This window comes from Roseovarius sp. MBR-6, assembly GCF_040547525.1.
Classification (GTDB): Bacteria; Pseudomonadota; Alphaproteobacteria; order Rhodobacterales; family Rhodobacteraceae; genus Roseovarius.
Map to the genome: position 1 here is coordinate 59,914 of NZ_JBEPPW010000011.1, position 19,938 is coordinate 79,851.

Annotated in this window: 18 protein-coding genes, 1 other RNA gene and 1 pseudogene; 11 read left to right on the plus strand and 9 right to left on the minus strand. The window is 66.4% G+C overall.

Annotation, left to right across the window (positions count from 1 at the left end; genetic code table 11):
- Positions 1 to 12: 12 nt before the first annotated feature.
- The 9 genes from glnA to ABIE57_RS13845 all read left to right on the plus strand — a co-directional run bounded on the left by glnA (position 13) and on the right by ABIE57_RS13845 (position 8,764).
- Positions 13 to 1,419 carry a type I glutamate--ammonia ligase gene (gene glnA / locus ABIE57_RS13805; RefSeq protein ID WP_354539611.1) on the plus strand — a complete coding sequence of 469 codons (1,407 nt, stop codon included), beginning with the start codon at positions 13 to 15 and terminating at the stop codon, positions 1,417 to 1,419.
- 219 nt (positions 1,420 to 1,638) lie between these two features.
- Entirely contained in the window at positions 1,639 to 2,493 is an 855-nt protein-coding gene (locus ABIE57_RS13810; protein ID WP_354539612.1) for a hypothetical protein, read from the plus strand.
- Between the two features lie 106 nt (positions 2,494 to 2,599).
- A complete protein-coding gene (locus ABIE57_RS13815) occupies positions 2,600 to 3,415 on the plus strand; it encodes a lytic murein transglycosylase (RefSeq protein ID WP_354539613.1) in 816 nt (271 codons plus the stop codon).
- A 97-nt stretch (positions 3,416 to 3,512) separates the two neighbouring features.
- The gene (locus tag ABIE57_RS13820) at positions 3,513 to 4,172 is read left to right on the plus strand and encodes a hypothetical protein (RefSeq protein WP_354539614.1); all 660 of its coding nucleotides are present in this window, start codon (positions 3,513 to 3,515) and stop codon (positions 4,170 to 4,172) included.
- A 90-nt stretch (positions 4,173 to 4,262) separates the two neighbouring features.
- The gene (locus tag ABIE57_RS13825) at positions 4,263 to 5,426 is read left to right on the plus strand and encodes an alpha-hydroxy acid oxidase (RefSeq protein ID WP_354539615.1); all 1,164 of its coding nucleotides are present in this window, start codon (positions 4,263 to 4,265) and stop codon (positions 5,424 to 5,426) included.
- A 155-nt stretch (positions 5,427 to 5,581) separates the two neighbouring features.
- The gene (locus ABIE57_RS13830) at positions 5,582 to 6,208 is read left to right on the plus strand and encodes a 50S ribosomal protein L25/general stress protein Ctc (protein WP_354539616.1); all 627 of its coding nucleotides are present in this window, start codon (positions 5,582 to 5,584) and stop codon (positions 6,206 to 6,208) included.
- Positions 6,209 to 6,448: 240 nt separating this feature from the next.
- Positions 6,449 to 6,745, plus strand: a complete 297-nt coding sequence (locus tag ABIE57_RS13835) for a virulence factor (RefSeq protein WP_354539617.1) — start codon at positions 6,449 to 6,451, stop codon at positions 6,743 to 6,745.
- Positions 6,746 to 6,775: 30 nt separating this feature from the next.
- Positions 6,776 to 7,702, plus strand: a complete 927-nt coding sequence (locus ABIE57_RS13840; protein WP_354539618.1) for a methylenetetrahydrofolate reductase — start codon at positions 6,776 to 6,778, stop codon at positions 7,700 to 7,702.
- A gap of 3 nt (positions 7,703 to 7,705) precedes the next feature.
- Positions 7,706 to 8,764, plus strand: a complete 1,059-nt coding sequence (locus ABIE57_RS13845) for a methyltetrahydrofolate cobalamin methyltransferase (protein ID WP_354539619.1) — start codon at positions 7,706 to 7,708, stop codon at positions 8,762 to 8,764.
- 30 nt (positions 8,765 to 8,794) lie between these two features.
- Here ABIE57_RS13845 and ABIE57_RS13850 read toward each other — a convergent pair whose 3' ends face one another.
- A complete protein-coding gene (locus ABIE57_RS13850; protein ID WP_354539620.1) occupies positions 8,795 to 9,400 on the minus strand; it encodes a ferric reductase-like transmembrane domain-containing protein in 606 nt (201 codons plus the stop codon).
- A 4-nt stretch (positions 9,401 to 9,404) separates the two neighbouring features.
- Complete coding sequence (locus ABIE57_RS13855) at positions 9,405 to 9,878, minus strand: peptidase associated/transthyretin-like domain-containing protein (protein WP_354539680.1); 474 nt, start codon at positions 9,876 to 9,878, stop codon at positions 9,405 to 9,407.
- A gap of 217 nt (positions 9,879 to 10,095) precedes the next feature.
- Here ABIE57_RS13855 and mnmH point away from each other — a divergent pair, with 217 nt between their 5' ends.
- Complete coding sequence (mnmH, locus tag ABIE57_RS13860; RefSeq protein WP_354539621.1) at positions 10,096 to 11,133, plus strand: tRNA 2-selenouridine(34) synthase MnmH; 1,038 nt, start codon at positions 10,096 to 10,098, stop codon at positions 11,131 to 11,133.
- A 357-nt stretch (positions 11,134 to 11,490) separates the two neighbouring features.
- Here mnmH and dusA read toward each other — a convergent pair whose 3' ends face one another.
- A complete protein-coding gene (gene dusA, locus ABIE57_RS13865) occupies positions 11,491 to 12,480 on the minus strand; it encodes a tRNA dihydrouridine(20/20a) synthase DusA (protein ID WP_354539622.1) in 990 nt (329 codons plus the stop codon).
- A gap of 309 nt (positions 12,481 to 12,789) precedes the next feature.
- Positions 12,790 to 13,056 (minus strand): heparinase II/III domain-containing protein, encoded by a 267-nt coding sequence (locus tag ABIE57_RS13870; RefSeq protein ID WP_354539623.1) that lies wholly within the window; start codon positions 13,054 to 13,056, stop codon positions 12,790 to 12,792.
- Between ABIE57_RS13870 and ABIE57_RS13875 the strand changes: the two are divergent.
- Positions 13,018 to 13,432 (plus strand): annotated as a pseudogene (locus ABIE57_RS13875) (UDP binding domain-containing protein); the annotation flags it as partial. The gene ABIE57_RS13870 and the pseudogene ABIE57_RS13875 overlap by 39 nt on opposite strands.
- A gap of 155 nt (positions 13,433 to 13,587) precedes the next feature.
- Here the strand turns inward: ABIE57_RS13875 and ssrA are convergent.
- The 5 genes from ssrA to ABIE57_RS13900 all read right to left on the minus strand — a co-directional run bounded on the left by ssrA (position 13,588) and on the right by ABIE57_RS13900 (position 19,924).
- Positions 13,588 to 13,943, minus strand: a transfer-messenger RNA (tmRNA) gene (gene ssrA, locus ABIE57_RS13880).
- Complete coding sequence (locus tag ABIE57_RS13885; RefSeq protein WP_354539624.1) at positions 13,944 to 15,305, minus strand: cytochrome P450; 1,362 nt, start codon at positions 15,303 to 15,305, stop codon at positions 13,944 to 13,946.
- Entirely contained in the window at positions 15,302 to 16,495 is a 1,194-nt protein-coding gene (locus tag ABIE57_RS13890) for a hypothetical protein (protein ID WP_354539625.1), read from the minus strand. Before ABIE57_RS13890 ends, ABIE57_RS13885 begins: the two co-directional genes overlap by 4 nt.
- A gap of 97 nt (positions 16,496 to 16,592) precedes the next feature.
- Positions 16,593 to 17,798 (minus strand): HlyD family type I secretion periplasmic adaptor subunit, encoded by a 1,206-nt coding sequence (locus tag ABIE57_RS13895; RefSeq protein ID WP_354539626.1) that lies wholly within the window; start codon positions 17,796 to 17,798, stop codon positions 16,593 to 16,595.
- Positions 17,795 to 19,924 (minus strand): ATP-binding cassette domain-containing protein, encoded by a 2,130-nt coding sequence (locus ABIE57_RS13900; RefSeq protein ID WP_354539681.1) that lies wholly within the window; start codon positions 19,922 to 19,924, stop codon positions 17,795 to 17,797. Before ABIE57_RS13900 ends, ABIE57_RS13895 begins: the two co-directional genes overlap by 4 nt.
- Positions 19,925 to 19,938 lie beyond the last annotated feature (14 nt).

The window sequence follows — 19,938 nt, forward strand, 5'->3', positions numbered from 1 at the left end:
AGGGATTTTTCCATGAGCACAGACGCGCTCCTCAAGCAGATCAAGGACGAGGAGATCGACTATGTCGACATCCGCTTCACCGATCCGCGTGGCAAACTGCAACACGTGACGGTCGTGGCCGATCTGGTGGATGAGGATTTCCTCGAGGAAGGGTTCATGTTCGACGGCTCTTCCATCGCCGGATGGAAAAGCATCGAAGCCAGCGACATGAAGCTTATGCCCGACACCGAAAGCGCCTATGTCGATCCGTTCTACGCCGAAAAGACCATCTGCGTGCATTGCTCGGTGGTCGAGCCCGATACCGGTGAGCCCTATGAGCGCGACCCGCGCGGCACCGCCGAGAAGGCCGAGGCCTATCTCAAGGCGTCGGGCGTGGGCGATGCTGCCTATTTCGGCCCCGAGGCGGAATTCTTTCTCTTCGACAATGTGCGCTACTCGAACACCATCAACAAGGTGTCCTACGAGGTCGATGCCGTTGACGGTTCCTGGAACAGCGATGCCGAGTTCGAGACCGGCAATACCGGCCACCGTCCCGGGCTCAAGGGCGGCTATTTCCCGGTCAACCCGGTGGATGACGCCCAGGACCTGCGCGCCGAGATGCTCTCGACCATGAAGCGCATGGGCATGAAGGTGGACAAGCACCATCACGAGGTGGCGTCCTGCCAGCACGAGCTTGGCCTCATCTTCGGGACGCTGGTCAAGCAGGCCGACGAGATCCAGAAATACAAATACGTCATCCACAACGTGGCCCATGCCTATGGCAAGTCGGCGACGTTCATGCCCAAGCCCATCTATGGCGACAACGGCAGCGGCATGCATGTGAACATGTCGATCTGGAAGGACGGCAAGCCGCTTTTCGCGGGCGACAAATATGCCGATCTGAGCCAGGAGGCGCTTTGGTTCATCGGCGGCATCCTCAAGCACGCCAAGACGCTCAACGCCTTCACCAACCCCACCACCAACAGCTACAAGCGGCTGGTGCCGGGGTTCGAGGCTCCGGTTCTGCGGGCCTATTCGGCGCGCAACCGCTCGGGCTGCATCCGCATCCCGTGGACCGAAAGCCCCAAGGCCAAGCGCGTCGAGGCCCGGTTCCCCGATCCGGCGGCCAACCCCTATCTGGCCTTTGCCGCGCTTCTGATGGCGGGGCTTGACGGGATCAAGTCGCGTATCGATCCGGGCGAGGCGATGGACAAGAACCTCTACGACCTGCCCGCCGAAGAGCTGAAGGACATCCCGACGGTCTGCGGCAGCCTGCGCGAGGCGCTCGACTCGCTGGCCCGCGATCACGACTTCCTGCTCGCGGGCGATGTGTTCACCAAGGCGCAGATCGAAGGCTATATCGCGCTCAAGATGGACGAGGTGCACAAGTTCGAGCACACGCCGCATCCGGTCGAGTTTGGGATGTATTATAGCTGCTGACCCGCGGTCACAGTCACATTTCGGCCACAGAGCACAACCATGAGGCGTCCCGCACCGGGGCGCCTTTTCCTTGGGTGGTTGTGTTGTCGCCAGGGCGGAACCAAAATCGCGGTATCGTGATGATTGCCCCAATGTTATCCGATTTGAAACAAACTGGTTCCCCGTTTCCAGGTCAGGTTGATCCCCGAGGAAGACCGATCAACAGAAACGGATACCACCATGACCAGTTCCATTCACACGGTTACGGCTGGGCTAGTATTCCTGGGTAGCAGGACATTCGACATGGCGGCGATGGTGTGCCGCGTGGGAGAAACGCTTGAGCGGCTCGGCGCGCGCGTGCTCGAACGGCGCTGTCTCACCGAAGAGCTTGCGGTGATCCGCACCGGGGATTTCGATTGTCGGCTGAAGATCGCAGGCCCGTGCCATGTGGCGCGCACCGACACGCCGGCCCAGCAACGGATTTTGTTGACGCTCTTGCGCGACAAGGGGCTTCCGCCCCCGGACCCCAAGCGCATGCAGGCGGTGATTGCCCATCTTCTGGCGGATATGCAGGGCGTTCTTGCACCCGATTTCGTGCAGTGGACCGACCCGGACGCGGTGCTGACCCGCGCAGAGTTCCGTGCGGCGGTGGCGGGAACCGCTGCCCTGCCCGTTCCCGCGCGCGTGGCACCCGTGGTTCGGCGGCGGGCCAAGCGGCTGCCGGATGTGGAAACCGCCTATGCCGCGCTGCGGCAGACCATGCCCCGTGGCTCGTCGTCGGACGAGGACCCCTCGCGCCTCGACGCGCTGCGCGCGGCGTTCCGCGACCCCGAGCCGGATCCGGCGATCCTCGACGAGCATGAGTCCATTCGGGAAAAAACCGCGCCCATGCGTCTTGCCGTCTGGATGATGACGATCACGCTGGGGCTCTTTGCGCTGCCCGTGGCGGTGGGATTGGCCATCGTGAACCTGCTGCGCGGCGAGAACCTGCGGCTGGCCTCGCAGATGACGGCGCTCACCGGGACGTTCATGGTGCTGAGCGCCACGGGTCAGATCGCTCAGGCGGCCGGCGTTGTGCAGACCATATTGCCATGACCGCGCAGGCACCCATGCGTTCCCGGTGCGGACGGGCAATGGCGCTTGCCCGCAGGGGCCATGGCGTTACACTGATCGCGCGTTGAGGGGTAAGGGGAGATTTTTCATGTTCATCGGGTTGGGCAGAGGCGGACGATCCGGCATTCTGGCCTTGTTCGTGCTCGCGGCAGGGGCGGCGCAGGCCGCGCCCTGCGGGGACACGGCGCAGGGCTTCGATGCCTGGCGGGCCGTGTTCGCAAGCGAGGCGGCAGCCGAGGGTGTCGGCGCGCAGGGCCTCGCAGCGCTGCAAGCCGCGCAATACGCGCATCGCACCATCTCGGCGGACCGCAATCAGAAGAGCTTTCGCTACAGCCTCGACAAGTTCATGGAGGTGCGCGGGGCCTCGACCATCGTGGCGCAGGGGCGCAAGCGGCGCGCGCGCGACGCTGCTTTCTACGACGCGCTGGAACGGCAATACGGCGTGCCCGCCGGCGTGCTCATCGCCATTCACGGGATGGAGACCGCGTTCGGGGGATTCATGGGCGACACCTCCGTGGTCTCGGCCATCGTGACGCTGACCTATGATTGCCGCCGCTCTGATTTCTTCCGTCCCCATGCCATCGGCGCGCTGAAACTGGTGGATCAGGGCGCGATCACCGGGGCGACCAAGGGCGCGCGCCACGGCGAGTTGGGACATACCCAGTTCCTGCCCGGCAATGCGCTGCGCTACGGGGTCGATGCCGATGGCGACGGGCGGGTGGATTTCTACAACCTCGCCGATGCCTTGGCCTCGACCGCGAATTTCCTGCGCCAGAAGGGCTGGCAGCCCGGTCAGGGCTATCAGGAAGGCGAGCCGAATTTCGCGGCGATCCAGCAATGGAATGCCGCCGGTGTCTATCAGAAGGCAATCGCCATCATGGCGGCGCAGATCGACCGGCGCTGAGTGGCGCCGACAGCAAGAGTGTCACCAAGTCTGGTCTGTAAACGGTTGAACAAAATGTCATCGAGCAACGAGCACATCAGCCAAGAGGCCAAGAACCATGATCAGGCAGGAATTTGGCGAGATCGCCGCGCTTGAATACCACGCCCCCCCGGACATGGACTTTCCCGACATCGTCGAGGAATTCGACATCGCCTCGCGCGAGTTGGCCACACAGGTGCGGCGCCTGACCTGGGACGGGAACGATGTCGCGCTCATCGACCGCGAGCGCGTGCGCATCGCACTTGGCTGGTTGCCGCCCGCGCGCGCGGATCATCCTTATTACCTCGTCATCGCCGTGGGACCGCCTGCCCGCAAGAAGACCCCCGGGTTTGATGCCGTGGCCTATTCGGTGCTGCTGAACCGCGCCGTGGAGCGAGTGAAAGCCTATCTGCCCTATGATGCAATCCTGCGCGGTCCGGCATCTCGCCCGGTGGGCAGCACCCTCATGGATCGCTGTTTCGACCTGCTCGGGGCAAGCGCGCCGACCCTCTCGGAAGAGGTCATGGCGGCTGCGCGGGAGCGTCGCGCGCGCGCCGCGGGCGGCGGCTGGGCGGCAGGGGCCATGGACGCGGGTAAACTGCCGGCCGTCGCCTCCGTGCCGATGCGGCTGACGATCGTGACGCTGGGGCTGACACTGACCCTCCAGGCCCCCCCGATCGGCATGGCGCTTCTGACCTATACTGCCCTGCGCGAAGCGCAACCGCTTCTGGGGAGTTGAGAACAGGCACGCTCCCCGCCCGTGCACCCGAGATTGCGCGCGCGCCCCGGCGCTGATAAGCCCGTCTTGCCAATGTCCGGAGTGCCGTCCATGCCCGTCATCACCAATATCGACGATCTCAAGAAGATCTATCGCCGCCGCGTGCCGAAGATGTTCTACGACTACGCGGAATCGGGCAGTTGGACCGAACAGACCTTCCGCGAGAACACCGGTGATTTCGCGCAATTGCGGCTGAAACAGCGCGTGGCCATCGACATGACGGGCCGCAATCTGGCAACCACGATGATCGGGCAGCAGGTGACGATGCCGGTGGGCCTTGCGCCCGTGGGCCTCACGGGCATGCAGCACGCTGATGGCGAGATCAAGGCGGCGCGCGCGGCGGAAAAATTCGGTGTGCCGTTTACCCTCTCGACGATGTCGATCTGCTCCATCGAGGACGTGGCGGAGAACACCGAAAAGCCGTTCTGGTTCCAGGTCTACACGCTCAAGGACGACGATTTCATGCAGCGCCTCTTTGACCGCGCGAAGGCCGCCAACTGCTCGGCGGCGATGATCACGGTCGATCTTCAAATGCTCGGGCAGCGGCACAAGGACCTCAAGAACGGGCTTTCCGCCCCGCCCAAGCTGACCGTGAAATCCATCGCCAACATGATGACCAAGGTGCACTGGGGCCTTGGCATGCTGGGCACGAAGCGGCGCAGCTTCGGCAATATCGTGGGTCATGCGAAGGGCGTGACAGATCCCTCCTCGCTCTCCTCCTGGACGGCGGAGGCCTTCGATCAGGCGCTCGACTGGGACCGCATCCGAGTCTTTCGCAAGATGTGGGACGGCCCGCTCATCATCAAGGGCATCATGGATGTGCGCGACGCGCGCGAGGCGCTCAACGTCGGCGCGGATGCGATCATCGTCTCCAACCATGGCGGGCGGCAGCTTGACGGCGCGCTTTCGGCCATCCGCGCCCTGCCCGAGATTGCCGAGGCCGTGGGCGACAGGATCGAGGTGCATTTCGACAGCGGCATCCGCTCGGGCCAGGACGTGCTCAAGGCGCTGAGCCTCGGTGCCAAGGCCACCTATATCGGGCGCTCCTTTGTCTATGGCCTCGGTGCCATGGGCGAGGCGGGTGTGACCCGCGCGCTTGAGGTGATCCGGAAGGAACTCGATACCACGATGGGGCTTTGCGGGCGGCGCGACGTGCATGATCTGGACCGCGATGTGCTGCTCATCCCCAAGGGCTTCATCGGCGACTGGGCGTGAGTGCCACAAGCGGCGCAAAGTGAGTATTTATGGAACGATGAAGCCGGGCCACGGGTATTTTGCCCCTTTCCAAGCGGGCGGGCTTGGGGTATGCGCACGGCTTCATGCGGGGTGACAGCCTTGGAGGCATCCCGCTTTTGCCAAGGAGAGAAAACATGGCTGGAGAAATTCCTGATCTTCACGCCCAGGAACGCACGGGGACGGGCAAGGGCGCCGCTCGGGCAGCACGTCGTGCGAACATGGTTCCGGGTGTCGTCTATGGCGGGGACCGCGACCCGCTGCCGATCGAAATGCCGTTCAACGTGCTGCTCAAGCGGCTGAGGAAGGGGCGGTTCAAATCGACGCTCTTCAACCTCAAGGTCGATGGCCACGAGGATGTGCGCGTGATCTGCCGCGACGTGCAGCGCGACGTGGTCAAGGACCTGCCGACGCATGTCGATTTCATGCGCCTGCGCCGCACCACGCGGATCAACCTGTTCATCCATGTCGATTTCATCAACGCGGAGGACTGCAAGGCCCTGCGCAAGGGCGGCGTGCTGACCGTGGTGCGCCCAGAGGTCGAACTGAACGTGCTGGCGGGCGACATCCCCGATCACCTGACCGTGGACCTGTCCAAGATCGAGCGGGTCGGCGATGTGGTCACGATCAGCATGATCGATCTGCCCGAAGGGGCCGAGCCGGTGATCAAGGACCGCGATTTCGTGATCTGCAACATTTCCGCCCCCTCGGCGCTGCGCTCGCAGGGCGAGGACGAGGATGAGGGCGAGGCCGAAGAGGCCTGAGCCCCCCAAACGACAGGACAAACCGGGCAAGGCAGACCGCCTTGTCCGGTTTTTCATTGCGCGCGCAGAAGAAACGCGCCGCCCATGATGATCTTGAGAAATTTTCCGATCCCGCGCCATGGCCCCGCCCGCGCAGCGCGGTTAGATTGCCCGCGTCGCTGCTTGATCCCTTTGCGTCGAAATCCGACACCGCGCGCGTCGGGTGGTGGATTACTGAGGGGCACGGAAAAGGAATCGGCCATGGTTGATGTCACTATCGTCTACTGGCGGGATATTCCCGCGCAGGTCATCGTCGGCAAGGGGCGCCGTGGCGCCAAGGTGCAACTGCCCGAGCGTTTCGAGCAGGCCATCGACCGTGCCGCGATGAAGACGGGCGCGGCGGACACCGACGCCTATCTTGCGGAGTGGCGCAAGGCCGAGCCCTATGCCGTCGAAGGGGATCAGGACGAGGTGGCCCGTGCCGAGGCCGCAAGGATCGATGCCCACTACGATCAGGACCGCCTCAAGGCGCTGATCGCCAATGATGGCTGGGCATGAATGCGCCCCGGATCGCTATGGGAGGCCGCGATGGCACTTTTGAATTTCAGACGGCGTGAGACGACGACCCCGGCGAACGGGCAGGTGGAGGCCTTTCTCGAGGGCTATTCCATCGAGGTGATGCCGCGCACCGCCGAGAAGGTCGAGGATTTCCGCGAGCTGCTGCCGCGCGGCACCCGCGTCTATATCGCCCATATCGAGGGCACGCCGATCGAGGACATGGTCGCCACCGCCAAGCGCCTTTCGCGCGAGGGCTATCCTGTCATGCCGCATTTCCCGGCGCGCATCATCAAGGACGCGGCCACCCTCCGGGACTGGATCGCGCGCTATCAGGGCGAGGCGGGGGTCGAGCAGGCGCTGCTTCTGGCAGGTGGCGTGGCCACGCCGCATGGCGATTTCCATTCCTCCATGCAGCTTCTGGAGTCGGGTGAGTTCGGGAAGGCCGGCTTCAAGCGGCTGCACGTCGCGGGCCACCCCGAGGGCAACCGCGATATCGACCCCGATGGCGGCATGAAAAACGTCGAGGACGCGCTGCACTGGAAACAGAAATTCTCGGAAACGACCGATGCCGAGATGGCGCTGGCCACGCAATTCGCGTTCGAGGCCGGACCCATTGTCAAATGGGCCGAAGGCCTGCGCGCGGCCGGTATCCGCCTGCCCATCCATATCGGCATCGCGGGGCCTGCGAAATTGCAGACGCTGATCAAATTCGCTATTGCCTGCGGTGTGGGGCCGTCGCTCAAGGTGCTCCAGAAGCGCGCCATGGATGTCTCCAAGCTGCTTCTACCCTATGAGCCGACCGAGGTTCTGACGGCGCTTGCCGCGCACAAGGCCGACAACCCCGAGAGCCTGATCGAGCGCGTGCATTTCTTCCCGCTTGGCGGGATCAAGGCCAATGCCCAATGGGCCATCGACAACGGCGGCGCCTCCGGTGTGCCCGCCAGCAAACAAGGATAGACCATGACCCGCACCATCGTCGAGAGCAAGACCAGGACCGCGATCATCGGCTTTGACGAGCCGTTCTGCGTGATTGGCGAGCGCATCAACCCCACGGGGCGCAAGAAGCTCGCGGCCGAACTGGAGGCGGGGGATTTCTCGACCGTGGAGTCGGATGCCATCGCGCAGGCTGCCGCTGGCGCGACCGTGCTCGATATCAACGCGGGCGTGGTCTACAACTCCAACCCCAACCCCAACGAGACCGAACCGCCCTTGATGACGCGGATGATCGAGCTGGTGCAGGGGCTGGTCGATCTGCCGCTCTGCATCGACAGTTCCGTGCCCGCGGCGCTGGAGGCGGGGCTGAAGGCCGCGCATGGCCGTCCACTGCTCAACTCGGTGACGGGAGAGGAGGAGCGGCTTGAATACGTGCTGCCGCTGGTGAAGAAATACAACGTGCCGGTGGTGGCGATTTCCAACGACGACACCGGCATTTCCGAGGACCCGGACGTGCGCTTTGCCGTGGCAAAAAAGATCGTCGAGCGCGCCGCCGATTTCGGCATCCCGGCCCATGATATCGTGGTCGACCCATTGGTCATGCCGGTGGGGGCGATGGCGACGGCGGGGCTTCAGGTGTTCACGCTGGTGCGCCGCCTGCGCGAGGAACTGGGCGTCAACACCACCTGCGGGGCGTCGAACGTGTCTTTCGGGCTGCCCAATCGCCACGGCATCAACAACGCCTTCCTGCCCATGGCAATCGGCGCGGGCATGACAAGCGCCATCATGAACCCCATCGCCCTGCCGGTGAAACAGGCCGAGATTGCCGCGAAAAAGGCCGAAGTGGCGGCGACCGGTCTGATCCTGCCCGAGGACATGGATGACGAGACCTTCTGCCAGCTTTTCGGTCTGGGCAGCACCAAGGCGCGCCCGGGCAAGGAGATGGAGGCGATCATGGCCGCCAATTTCCTGATGAACAACGATCCCCACGGCGGCAACTGGATCAAGTTCAACAAGGCCCCCCCCAAGCCGGGTGAAGAGGCCCGCACCGGTGGCCGCGCCGGAAGCCGCCGCCGCCGCGCCTGACGCGGACACGGGGGGCCGAAGGCCCCCCGGTCATGCGCCCCGGCGCCGCAGCAGCCGCCATATACGCAGATCGCTCAGCACCTTGGCGGTGGCGACAACGGTGAGAGCGCAGAGAACGGCCTTGGTCACGGTGCCCATGGTCCCCTCGATGAGCAGGGCGTGGGCCGCGCTTGTGACCACGACAAGCGCCACGATGCCGCCATGGCCAAGCCGCCAGACCCGAGGGCGCAACCGCGTGCGCACCAGCGCCAGCAGCGCGGCGGCAAACACCCCCCACATGGCAATCACCCCCCAGGGCGCGAAGGGCGCGGGCGAGCGCAGAAGCAGCGCGTCGATCGCATCGGGCGGGCTTGTGATCCAGAGGCCGACCACATGGCCGATCACCGCGACCAGCAGCGCCACGCCGATCAGCCGGTGCACCCGCCGCCCGCGCCCCGGCCCAAGCCCCGGAAGATAGCCCCCCGCCAGGAGCGGTTGCAGCAACATGAGCGCCATGGCCACCACCCCGGCAAAGCCCGCCGCGACATAGACCGGATCGCGCCAGGCCAGCAGCGGGCTTGTCGCGGTCACCGCGATCGGTGCCGCCACCGCCACGACCAGTGCCGCCCAGATCAGGACTGCCCGACCCGCCGCCATCGCCTCAGACAGGCATGAGCACGAAATCCGCCGTCAGGCTCGTGTCGCGCGCGCTGGCCATGACCGGGCGCAGGAACACCGTTTCGAACGCGCCGCTGTCATAGGCCAGATGCGCGTGAGGCTGGCCGAAGGCCGGCACGATCTGCGGCATCTCGAGGCGAAAGACGCCATTCGCATCGGTCAGCGTCGCGCCGTGGCTGTGGGGGTCGCGCTCGTGCCCCTCGGTGGTGTGCGCCCAGATCTGGATGCGCTGGCCGGGCAAGGGCGCGCCGTCGCCTGCACGCCGCACGGTCCCGCTCATCCAGAAGCCGCCGCCGCCGATCCGCTCGACAATGGGCGCGCCGGGCAGATAGTTGTTGGCCCCGCCCCGCATGGTCCGCGTGGGGGCCAGCCCCTTGGCCTGAGCGGGCACCATGAGGCCGGTGGCCGCGAGCGCCGCCGCCCCGGCAAGGACGGTCCGGCGGGTGGGTGTGATCATGACCATCTCTGTGTCTCCTTCACGTCAAGGAAGTCCGGGCGATGTCAGGGCCGCGCCATGTCGGGCGCGCCTGCCGCCCCGCCCGCGTCTTTGGCCTCAAGATAGGAGGGCCACGCGCCGGGACAAGCGCGGTGACGGCAGCAAGGCCGCCACGGCCCCTTGCGCCCGGTGCGCGCGGCGGGCATGGAAGGCGCATATCCATTGCAAAGTCCCGCCCATGCCCGTCCGTCTCAGCAGCCTTCCAGAGCTCGCCGCCCTGCCCTTTGACGAGGTCATCGACGTGCGCGCGCCGTCGGAATATGCCGAGGATCACATCCCCGGCGCAATCAGCCTGCCGGTCCTGTCGGATGCCGAGCGCGCCCGCGTCGGCACGATCTATGTCCAGCAGGACCGCTTTCTTGCGCGCAAGATCGGTGCCGCGCTGGTCGCGCGCAATGCCGCCGCCCATCTCGAAGGCCCGCTTGCGGATCGTCCGGGCGGCTGGCGTCCGCTGGTCTATTGCTGGCGCGGCGGGCAGCGGTCCGGCTCGTTCACCTCGATCCTGCAACAGATCGGCTGGCGGGCGGATGTGATCGAGGGTGGATATCGCAGCTATCGCCGCCTTGTGGTCGCAGCCCTCTACGACAGCCCCCTGCCCTGCCCGGTCGTGCTGATCGACGGCGGCACAGGCACCGCCAAGACACGGCTTCTGGCCCATCTCGAGGCGGCGGGCGCGCAGGTGCTCGATCTCGAGGCGCTGGCGGGGCATCGCGGCTCGCTCTTTGGTCTCATGGGCGCGGCGCAACCCTCGCAAAAGGCGTTCGAGAGCACGCTTGCGGCGCGTGTGGCCGCGCTCGACCCGGCCCGCCCGGTCTTTGTCGAGGCCGAAAGCGCGCGCATCGGGCGCATCACCCTGCCACCCGCGCTCACCACCGCGATGAAATGCGCCCAAAGCCTGCGCATCGCCGCGCCGATGACCGCCCGCGTCGGCCATATTCTCAGCGAATATGCGGATCTGATTGCCGATCCCGATCGGCTCGATGGCATCCTGACCCGGCTGGTGCGTTATCATGGCCATGCGCAGGTCGAAGCGTGGCGCGCGCTGGCAACCGACGGGGCCTTCGCCGCCCTGGTGGAGGACCTGATCCGCACCCATTACGACCCGCGCTACACGCGCATGTCCCGCACCGGCGCGGATGCCACGCTTACCCTGCCCGACCTGAGCGATGTCACGCTCGCCGCCACCGCGCGCCGCCTGATCGACCGGCACGGCTAGTGTTCGACACCTGACAAAACGTGCCTGATGCTGACGGGGAACGTTGCTGGCCTTGAGCGAACAGTCAAGGTGCAGTCCCCTTGCGCGGACTCAAGGCGTGCTTGCACGCCGCCGCGCGAGCGCCCGACCGCCCCCCGGGCGGGCGCTTCTGCAACGCCGCACACCCGCACAATCGTTCCAGTATTTGGCACCATAAAGCGCCCACCAAGACCGGTGCAGCGCCCACCCGCGGTCGGGCACCGCGCGGCTCCCTCAACGTTCCTGTCAGGCCGTTCATGACGCCGCCCGCACCAGATTGCGCAGCATGGCAGGCCGGATCATCATTGGGCAACACCTGTCAGGTGTCGAACACTAAACTCACGCCGCCGCGCGCGCCACCTGCCCCAGCGCTGCCTCAACGAGTTCCGGCCCCGCGCCGGGCCGCACCGCCCCCTCCGATAGCATCCGCCGCCAGCCCCGCGCCCCGGGACGGCCCGCAAAGAGGCCCAGCATGTGCCGCGTGATCTGGTGGAGCCGCCCGCCCGCCACAAGATGCGCCTCGATATAGGGCAGCATCGCGCGCACCGCGCCCTCGGGCGTCGCATCCGGCCCCGGCGCGCCGAATATCCGCCGGTCGGCGGCGCACAGGATATCGGCAGGCTGATGATAGGCCGCGCGCCCCACCATGACCCCGTCAAGCCCCGAGGCCAAGAGCGCCTCGGCCGCGTCAAGCGAGGTAATACCCCCATTGATCGAGATATGCAGGTTCGGAAAAAACATCTTCATCCGCTGCACCAACCCGTAATCGAGCGGCGGGATTTCGCGGTTGTCCTTCGGGCTGAGCCCGTCCAGCCAGGCCTTGCGCGCATGGATGATCACCCGCGTCACCCCCGCCGCCACGATCCGCGCGAGAAACTCCGGCAAGACCGCCTCCGGGTCCTGCTCGTCAACGCCGATGCGGCACTTGACCGTGACCTCGCGCGGTTGCGCCGCGATCATCGCGGCACAGCACTCGGCCACCAGATCGGGCGTGCGCATGAGCACGGCGCCGAAGGTGCCCGACTGCACCCGGTCGCTGGGGCAGCCGCAATTGAGGTTGATCTCGGCATAGCCCGCCTCCGCCCCCAGCCGAGCGGCCCGCGCCAGTTCCTCCGGGTCCGACCCGCCCAGTTGCAGCGCCACGGGGTGCTCCTCGGGGCTGTGATCGAGCAAATGCACCGCCCCGCCCCGCACCAGCGCGGGCGCGGTGACCATCTCGGTATAGAGAAGGGTGTGACGGCTGAGCAGGCGGTGCAGATACCGGCAATGCCGGTCGGTCCAGTCCATCATGGGCGCCGCAGACAATCTTGCATGTTGATTTATTTGCATTTTTTGTATCTTCAAACTGTTGGCGGCAGATGCTGCTACGCTGGACTACGCCCCAATATCCCCGAATTTGCCCCGTCTCACGACTCATTGCACACATGAGCCGCACACGAAAATGGCCTCCATCTACCCACGCTCCCCTCCGGTGCCTGACCTTGGTCCAGATCAGACGAAAGGGTGGCTCACGCGAGCGAGACGGCCCGAAGCCGCGACGACGCCCATCGCTGGGCCCTGCCCGAGCGGAGACCCGGGTGGATCAGGGGCTGGCGCCGAACAAGTCGTCCGTCTCCCGCCTCCAGACCTTTGGCGACCTCATCGATCTTCATACACCCGCCCCCCATGCAGGGACAGCTCAAAACAAAGGGGGTCGGCATGGGCATGGCCGGGCAGATAGTCCGGCCCGATCCGGGCCAGATCGGCGATCAGCACGGCGGAGCCACGCGTCAGGCGGATATAGCCCGCGTTCGGGAGATGGAGGAGATCGGGCAAGCGTGGTGGCACGGGGAAGCCAAGTCTTGCCGCATAGTCGAGACGACGGTCATGGGGATGGACGGACGCATCGGAAACAAGTTTCTTCATGCAGGTCCGGGATACGGCGGGTCCTGCTTTCCAAAAGACACGTCCGCACTTGCGCGCATCGGACAAGAGCACGGAATGCCGATGCGCATCACCGAGACGGTCATGCTGGTCAATGACGCCGTCAAGCGGCGCATGCTCGATAAAATCATGGACTTGTGTGGCGGCACCGTGAACGGAAAACGGATTCTCATTCTCCGCGTGACCTTCAAGCCAAACACGGACGACATGCGAGAAGCGCCTGCCCTGACGATTGTCCCCGCGCTTGTCGGCGCGGGCGCAATGGTATCGCCAAAAATGGCGGACTTGCGTAACATATACCAATGAAGCAGATGCGATAGCGGCCGGGTTCCCGGCCTATACAAGTGTCGGGAGATGACGGAAAGCAGCGATGTGCAATGCGTTGCCTTGCCCCACGGCCGCGTTACCCGCGAAAGCGACTGCGCGAACAAATCGGCCAAGCGCAGGTAGCGATCTGGGAATATGAAAAGCAAAAGATTACAGCGATTCAGTCACTTGTCGGTCGCAAATGAAAGTGCAGGCTTCTGTTGCCAGGTGCCTGCGAACCCCGCCTTACCTTGCTAGAGGCAAGGGCTTCAGTTTTCGGTTTGGTTACTGCTTACGCAGCAACGGCCACCGGAGCACGGTTGTCATTTGCAACTGTACGTTTCGGACCGATAACGGTGGTACCTCACCGGGACAAAGCATAACCCCTTTAGACGTTCGTCGATCCTGTTTCGACCCCATGATCCCCAAATGAAGGATGTCTGGTGGAGTCGCCGGGTACCGCCCCCGGGTCCGATCCGCGTATTACGAGCGCGTTTATGTCCATAGTCCCCGTTGCCGGGAACACTGGGAATATAGGGGCATCCCGCCCGCTTGGCTAGGGGTCAGCGCGGCGAAATCGACAACCATATCCCGTCGCGCCCGCGCACCGTCAGATGCGCCACCGGCATCGCCGGACGACCCTTGACCACCTCGAACCGGAAGCCGCGCACCAGCATCGCCAGCAAAAGCGGCCCCTCGATCATGGCAAACCCCGCCCCGGTGCAGACGCGCGGCCCCGCCGAGAACGGCATATAGGCGCGGCGCAGACAGTCCCGCCCGTTCTCGGTGGCGTAGCGCGCCGGATCAAACTCGTCGGGCCGCTCCCACAGCCGCTCGTGCCGGTGCAGGTGCCAGGGGCTGAGCACGACCTGCGCGCCGCGCGCCACGTCGCGCCCGCGAAACTGTTCGCGGCAGGCCGCCTCGCGCACCATCATCGGCACCGGCGGATAGAGGCGCAACGTCTCGCGGAACACGTCCCGCGCGCGCCTGAGCCGCCCCATATCGGCGAACTCGGGCGCGCGCGGGCCGAACACGGCTTCGGCCTCCGCTGCCACCCGTTCCTGCCAATCGGGGAAAAGCGCCAGCAGATAGAGCGCCCAGGCGAGCGCGGAGGCACTTGTTTCATGCCCCGCCAGAAAGAAGATCGCCACCTGATCGACCATTTCGGCGGTATCGAACCGCGCGCCGGTTTCGGGGTCGGGCGTGGTCATGATCTTGGTCGCCAGATCGTCGGGCGCGCACCCTGCCGCGATCTCGGCCATGCGCTGCGCCACCAGCCCCTCGATCAGCGCGCGGATGCGCCGCGCCGTCGCCACCGTCTTGCGCCGGTGAAAGCGCGGAAACCAGCGCGGCAGCGGCACGAAGGCGGCAAGGTTCAGCACCGGCTGCGTGCGCTGATGCGCCTTGAACTCGGCAAAGACCTGCGCCGCCGTCGCGTTCTCGATCGGGAGCGAAAAAAGCGTGCGAAAGATCACATCGGCCGCCGCGTGGCTGGTATGTTCCTCGATCTCTACCGGCGCGCCATCCGCGCGGCCCGCCAGTCGCGCCACCGCCCCCTGCCCCGCCGCGACCATCGCCGGGAAGGTGTCGCGCAGCCGCCCGCCCTCGAACGCCGGGTCGATGATGCGCCGCTGCCGCCGCCACTCCGCGCCGTTGGTGACGAAAACCGACCGCCCCAGGAGCGGGCGCAACCCCTCGGATACCCGTTCCGACTTGGGAAAGTCGCCGGGCCGTTCCTTCAGCACCAGATCAATCAGCGCCGGATCGTTGCAGAGGTAAGAGCGGAAGAACGGCGTGCGGAACTCGGCCATCCAGGCCCGGTAGAGGCGTGCGGGCTGCGCCGAGAGGATATCGTCCCGAAAGAGGCGCATGTAACGCCAGAGCGACACCCGCGCCGCGCGCGCGGGCGGTTTGGGCGGGATCATGGCGCCACGCTCCGATAGCCCGACACTGCCCGCTCGATCCGCGCAGGCGAGGGCGCGCGCCCCGCAAACCGCGCGGCCAGCGTCTGCGGCCCCGCCGTGACCGCGAAATAATCGTAACCGTTGGGGTGATCGAAGGCGCACAGATACTGGAAATGCAGCCGGAAGAACCGCCACCGCAAGGCGCGCCACCGCTCCGCGCTCAGCGTCCGGGTGAAGGCCGCCGAGATGACCAGCGGCCAGCGTTTGCCCGCAGGGGCCACGCCCGACACCGCCACCGGATCGCACAGCGCAAAGGCGCAGCCATCGCCGGGGGCGGTCACATCGAGCCAGAACACCTCGTCGCGCGTGCTCAGAAATTCCAGATCGGCCCGGAGCCGCCAGGCACGCGGCAGGAACGAGACCATCGGCACCACCTGCCCGAGACTCAGGAAGCCGAGCGCGGGGCCTTTGTCGGGCACGCGCCCCGCGCGAATGAGATCGGCCAGCACCGAGACCGCCAGATGCGCCCCCGACGAATGCCCCACCAGAAGCACCTCGTCGCTCTCGCCCGAGAGCGCCTCGGCGATGGCGTCGCCGAACGCGGCCAGCCGCGCCTCAAGCTCGGGCGGATTGGCCCCCAGATAGCGCGCGGAATAAGCGTAGTCGTGCATGAGATACCAGGCAAAGAACCGGCCATCGAGCCGCCGGAACCCCTCCAGCACCAGCGGCACGGCCATGAGACCAGCCCAAGCCGCCCACGGATGCCAGAGCGCCAGCGCGCGGCCCGCCAGCCACGCGGCCAAGAGCGCCAGCCCCAGTTGCACAAGCAGGAATCCCACCGGATAGAGCGCCGCAATCACCGGCCCCTTGCGCAGCCGCATCAGCCGAAAGAGCGCGCCGGTGCCGATATAGGCCGCCGCCGTGCGCAAAAGTTGCAGATAGGTGGCCAGGATCCCCTGATCCATGCTGCCCTTGACGATGTCGGACCAGACCAGCACCTCGACGCGGGCCTCGACCGGCAGTCCCTCGATCCGCGCGCGCACCTCCCAGCCGAACCGCGCATTGCCCTGCGCGGGCGCAAGCGCGATCTCGTGGCCCGAAACCTGTGCCTGCGCGGCGGCCTCCTTGCGGTAAAGCTCGCGGTAGCGGCGCGGCGGGATCGGGTCATAGCCGGGGATATAGAACACGCGGCGGCGGCGAACGACGCTCATGATCCGCCCCCGTGCCGCCTCGTGCCGCTGTCTGTCGCAAACCCGTCCATGCGCGCACCTTAGCCTGCGAATCCGGCAAGCTTAAGGCCCCAAGGCGTCAAGGTTCGCGCAGCGCCTGCTGGCTCTTGTAAAGCGGCTTGAGCAGGTATTGCAGGACCGTCTTTTCGCCGGTGTGCAATTCCGCCTCCGCCTGCATCCCCGGCCTGATCTCTATCCCCGCCTGCCGGGGGGTGAGCGCGTCCATGTCCACCCGCAGCGTCACCTTGTAATGCGGATCGCCATCGGGGTCGCGCGCGCGCTCATCCTTGAACGTGTCCGCCGAGATGAAATCCACCCGCCCCTTCAACGTGCCCCAGATCGTGTAATCATAGGCAGTGAGCTTGATCGTCGCCTCCTGACCGCGCCTTATGTTTGCGATGTCGCGCGGGGCGACGCGCGCCTCGACATGCAGCGCCTCGTCAAGCGGGATGATCTCCAATATCTCCTCGCCGGGCCGCACCACGCCGCCGATCGTGGTGATCTTTACCGTGTTGACCACGCCGCGCATCGGGCTCAGCAGAACCGTGCGGTCCAACTGATCCTGACTGGCGCGCAGGGTCTGCCGCAGCGTCGCCAGCTCGCGCAACGTCTCGGCATAGGCCTCGGCGCGCTCAAGCTCGGCCTGCGTGACGATCTCCTCATAGCGTTTGGCGGCGTCGGCATGGGATTTGCGCGCCCGCGTCACCTCGATCAGCGCCACGATCTTCTGATCGAGCAGCCGTTCCAGCAGGCGCTTTTCCTCCGCCGCCTGTTCCAGCACGCGCTTGGCCCCCTCACTGCGCTGGACGAAATCCTCCTGCCGCGCCTTCAGGAGCGTGCGCTCCGAGGCCACCATCTCGGGCACCCGCGCGGCCAGGGCCGCAGGCACCGTTACATCGTATTGCCCCGCAAGCTCGGCCTCCAGCCGCAACTGGCGCACCTCCAGCCCCGCGATCTGTGCGCGCAGGTCCTCGACCTCGGTCATGAACCGCGTGTCATGGAGCCGCGCCAGAACCTGCCCGCGCTCGACGACATCGCCCTCGCGCACCCGGAGTTCGGCCAATATCCCGCCTTCGAGGTTCTGGATGATCTGCGGCCGCGAGTTCGAGATGAACACACCCGGCGCACGCACGATCTCGTCCACCCAGGCAAGCGACGCCCAGAGGACAAAGGCCCACACCGCCAGCGCGCAAAGCCAGATGGTCAGGCTCGGCCCCCCCATCCGCGCATTCAGATCGGCGATCATGCCGGTGGCGCTGCGCGTCTGTCCGCCCGCGTCGCTCATCTCGCCCCCCCTGCGCCCGCCTGCGCCAGATGCGCCAGAACCTGATCGCGCGGCCCGTCCACCGCCATGCGCCCCGCCTGCAATATCAGCGTCCGCGTGGTCAGGCTCAGGATCGGCATCCGGTGCGTGGCGATCACCGCCGTGCGCCCCTCCAGCCATGTCTCGAGCCGGCTCACCAGCGTGCGCTCGAGCGTCTGGTCAAGCGCCGCCGTCGGCTCGTCGAGCAGGCACACGCGCGGATCCTGCAACCACAGCCGCGCCCAGCCGATCGACTGCCTCTGTCCCTGGCTCAGGCCCTGCCCGCCATCGAGGATCTCCAGATCAAGCCCCTTGGCATGGCCGCGCACGAAGAGCCCCAACCCCGCGAAATCGAGCGCGGCCATCAGCCGGTCATCGTCACGCTCCATCAATGTCAGGTTGAGATTGTCGCGCAATGTGCCCGCGAAGAGCCGCACATCCTGCCCCAGATAGCCGATGCCGCGACGCAGGTCGCGCGGGGCGATCTGACCCATATCCGTGCCGTCGATCAGGATGCGCCCCCGTGTCGGCGCATAAAGCCCCGACAGCAGCTTGAGAAAGGTCGATTTGCCCGATCCGTTGGTGCCCAGCACGGCCACCCGCTGACCGGGCTGGATCGCCAGCCCCGCGATATCGAGCACCGGGGCCGCGCCCTCCTCATAGCTGAACTGCACCTCGTGAAGCTGATAGCCCCCGTCAAGCCGCGCGCGCCGCAGATAGCTGCGCCCCTCGGCCTGATCCTGCTCGGCCAGCGCGATCCGGTCCAGACCCGTCAGCGCCGTGCGCACATTCGACCACCGCGCCAGCGTGCCCGAAAGCTGTGTCAACGGCCCCAGCGTGCGCCCCGACAGGATCCCCACCGCAATCAGCGTGCCGACCGTGAACTGACCGGCAAAGACCAGATAGGTCCCGGCGATCACCGCCGCGATATAGGTGGCCTGTTGCATCCCCTGCGACCAGGCCGTCAGGGCCGACCCCAGCCGTCGCTGCTCGCTCGATTTCAGCGCCTGAAGCGCCGTCAACTCGGCCCAGAGTCTGCGAAACCGGTCTTCGGCGCGCTGCGTCTTGAGGGTGTCAAGCTCGAACACCGCCTCGTGCAGAAGGCGCGCGCTGCGCACGCCCGCGCCCTGCATCTCCTCGGTCAGGCGCATCATTCGCCGCTGCATCAGCAGACCCGGCAGCACCATCACGACCGCGCCGGCAATCAACACCCAGACCACCGGTCCCGCGATCCCGGCGACCAGCAACAAAAACAGCACCACAAAGGGCAGATCGGTCAGCGTTCCGATGGTGGCGGCGGTAAAGAACTCGCGCACCGAACCGAATTCGCGCATCGCGCTGAAGAGCTGCGACGGCCCCTTGCCCGCCAGCTCCGAACGCATCCCCAGGATGCGATCCATCAGCAGGCGCTGCACGTTCAATTCCACCTGCCGTCCGGCCCCGTCAAGGATCTGCGCGCGCGCGGTCTTGAGCGCGCCCTCGAAAAGCAGCGCCAGCGCGGCACCGCCCGCCAGCACCCACAGCGTCGCCTCCGACTGGTGCGGGATCACCCGGTCATAGACCTGAAGCGCAAAGAGCGCGACCGCCACGGCCAGCAGATTGGCCACGAAAGACCCCAGAGCTATTTCCGCGACATGGCGCCTGAGCGCGCCGAACTCGCCCCAGAACCAGTGCTTCGGCGCGTCAGGCAGATCGAGCGAGGCCGCCGGGGCCTCGGCCCGCAGCACCCGGCCCGCGAAATGGCGCCTGAATTCGGCCTCGGGCACCTCCGCGCGGGCATCAGGTGCCTCCGGCTCGTGGACCGTGACGATCCCGCGCGCCTGTTCCAGCACCAGAACCAGCCGCCCGCCGGTCATCTCGGCCAGCGCGGGCCACAGGTCCGGTGCCGGGGCCGCGACACGCGTTTCGTGCACGCTCAGCCCCGCCGCGCGCAGCCCCGCCGCCAGCGCCTCGGGCGCGGGGTCAATCCCGGCCATGGCCTCGCGCAGATCGACCTCGACAGCGCGCTGCCCCAGAAGGGTCACGTGCGCGCTTGCCAGGCGCACGCGCGCCCCGAGCCGCCCGCCCCCGGGCGTGGCGAGGGGCCTGCCCGCGCCGCCCCCCGGCATCACGCTCAGATTGG